This window comes from Mesorhizobium sp. M1338, from assembly GCF_040318045.1.
Taxonomy (GTDB): domain Bacteria; phylum Pseudomonadota; class Alphaproteobacteria; order Rhizobiales; family Rhizobiaceae; genus Mesorhizobium.
Window position 1 is genome coordinate 1 of sequence record NZ_JAMYLL010000118.1, and the last position, 2534, is coordinate 2534.

At 67.1% G+C, this 2534-nt stretch carries 3 protein-coding genes; all 3 read left to right on the forward strand.

What is annotated here, in order from left to right; genetic code table 11:
- Window positions 1-129 precede the first annotated feature (129 nt).
- Genes NKH19_RS33145 through NKH19_RS33155 form a run of 3 tightly spaced genes read left to right on the forward strand, consistent with a single transcriptional unit; the run spans window position 130 to window position 2462 of the window.
- Window positions 130-1038 (forward strand): tyrosine-type recombinase/integrase, encoded by a 909-nt coding sequence (locus NKH19_RS33145; protein ID WP_352874147.1) that lies wholly within the window; start codon window positions 130-132, stop codon window positions 1036-1038.
- A gap of 3 nt (window positions 1039-1041) precedes the next feature.
- A complete protein-coding gene (locus NKH19_RS33150) occupies window positions 1042-2235 on the forward strand; it encodes an IS91 family transposase (RefSeq protein ID WP_502911106.1) in 1194 nt (397 codons plus the stop codon).
- Window positions 2232-2462, forward strand: coding sequence for a hypothetical protein (locus tag NKH19_RS33155; RefSeq protein WP_352874145.1), 231 nt, complete (start codon window positions 2232-2234; stop codon window positions 2460-2462). The genes NKH19_RS33150 and NKH19_RS33155 overlap by 4 nt, the downstream gene beginning before the upstream one ends.
- Window positions 2463-2534: the final 72 nt, after the last annotated feature.

Consider the following 2534-nt stretch of genomic DNA (forward strand, 5'->3'; position numbering starts at 1 on the left):
GAACGAACCCGCTGCGCGGGAGGGGCGCCTGCGGTTGAGGTAGAGATCAAGAACCGGTCGTCGCGCTCGCGTTGAGCGTCGTTCGGCTAGAGCAGAGCATGGCGAGCTTCTTCAACAAGGAGCCTGACCATGCACCATCCTATTCTCGATGCACGGATCAGCCCGCTGCGCCAGCGGCTGATCGACGACATGAACATGCGGCGTTTCTCACGGGAGACACAGCGCAACTATCTCCGCGATATCGGACGCCTGGCGACATTCCTCGGGCGTTCACCAGACACAGCGACCGCCGACGACCTCCGTCGGTTCCAGATCGACCAGCAGGAAGACGGCGTTCCCGTGCCGACGATGAACAGCATCGTGTCGGCGCTACGCTTCTTCTTCACCCAAACGCTCGACCGCCCGGACCTGGCCCGCCGGCTCGTCCGACTGTCGCATCCGCGCCATCTGCCCGTGGTGCTCAGTCGCGACGAGGTCGCCCGGCTGCTCAACGCCACCACGTGTCTCAAGCATCAGGCCGCATTGTCAGTCGCCTATGGCGCGGGCCTGCGTGTCGCCGAGGTGTCGATGCTGAAGGTTGCCGACGTCGACAGCGAGCGCATGCTGCTGCGCGTCGAGCGTGGCAAGGGCGGGCGCTATCGCAACGCCATGCTCTCGGAGGACCTGCTCACTCTCCTGCGGCAATGGTGGAGGGTCGGACGTCAGCAGGGCGTGATGCACCGCGACGGCTGGCTGTTCCCCGGACAGCACGCGATGAAGCCGATCAGCACGCGGCAGCTCTATCGCATAGTCGTCGAGGCAGCGCAGGCCGCCGACATCGCCAAGCGGGTGGGGCCGCACACGCTGCGTCACAGCTTCGCCACCCACCTGCTGGAGGACGGCACCGACATCCGCATCATCCAGGTCCTGCTCGGGCACGCCAAGCTCAACAACACCGCACTCTACGCCAAGGTCGCGACCCGAACGGTGCGCACGGTTACGAGCCCGCTCGACAAGCTCGGCCTGTTCAAGCCGGGAGAGATCTCGCCCGACGGTTGAGCCGTGCGTGTCTCGATCGAGGTCGCCGACATCTTCCGTGCTGCCGGGCCACCCTACCGGGCCGCCCATGCAGGTCATCTGAGCCTCGCCCAGCTCAAGGTCATGTCGGCAATCGAGCACTGCCGCACCGCCGCCCTCGGCGGTCACGTCGAAGCCTGCGAGGACTGCGGCCAATGGCGGATCGCCTACAACTCCTGCCGCAACCGGCACTGTCCGAAGTGCCAGGGCGCGGCGGCGCGGACTTGGCTGGCCGAGCGCGAGGCCGACCTGCTGCCGGTCGGCTACTTCCACGTCGTGTTTACGCTCCCCGCCGAGGTCGCCGACATAGCCTTCCAGAACAAGGCGCTCGTCTACGACCTGCTGTTCAAGGCGGCAGCGGAGACGATGCTGACGATCGCCGCCGACCCGAAGCACCTCGGCGCCAGGATCGGCATCACCGCCGTCTTACACACATGGGGCTCGGCGCTGACCCACCACCCGCATGTCCACATGATCGTGCCGGGCGGCGGCATCGCGCCGGGCGGAAGCCGCTGGGTCTCGTCGCGTCCGGCCTTCCTGCTCCCGGTGAGGGTTCTCGGCAGGCTGTTCCGTCGCCTGTTTCTCACCCGGCTGGTCGCGCTGCACGCGGCGGGCCGGCTCAGCTTCTTCGGGTTGATAGCGCACCTGCTCGAGCGGCGGGCATTCCTGCGCCATCTTGCTGCCGTGCGGAAGAAGCGCTGGGTGGTCTATGCCAAGGCCCCGTTCGCGGGACCGGAGGCGGTGCTCGCCTACCTGTCGCGCTACACCCACCGGGTCGCGATCTCGAACCGCCGCCTGATCGCCTTCGACAAGAACAGCGTCACCTTCCGCTACAAGGACTACCGCCGCGACGGCGCCGATCGCCAGCAGGTCATGACACTGGCGACCGACGAGTTCATCCGCCGCTTCCTGCTTCATGTTCTGCCGCGCGCCTTCCATCGCATCCGGCACTATGGGCTACTTGCCAGCAGTTCCCGCAACACGAGCCTCGCACTCGCCCGCGAGCTGCTCGCGGTCGCGCCTCCCCCCACGAACGACCCTGCGGCGGAACCGGACGACTTCCGGCCGCCATGCCCCTGCTGCGGCGGACGCATGATCATCATCGAGACGTTCGAACGATGGAGGCAGCCGCGCGGACCGCCGCACAAGGCGGCGACAGACCGGGAGAACTGTCCATGACCCCGCATGGTATGATCCAGCCTTCAGCCACAGGCACCCAGCCTCCGGCAACGGACCCACCCGTCTCTACGGTGATCATCGACGCCGAACCGGTCGCGTCCGGCCGCGCGACGAGCCGACGATACCGCATGGCTGAAAGGCAAAGCGGTCCGGCCGCATCAAACCCGCCGCTCGCCGGCGGCGGTCGCGCCATCGCCGACACCAGCCGCAAATCGAAATCCCCATAGCCATCGACTGTGGCCCGCGGGTTCCTTCCTCGGGGACTTTCGTACGCCTGCCGGCGCCCGAAACTCTTCACG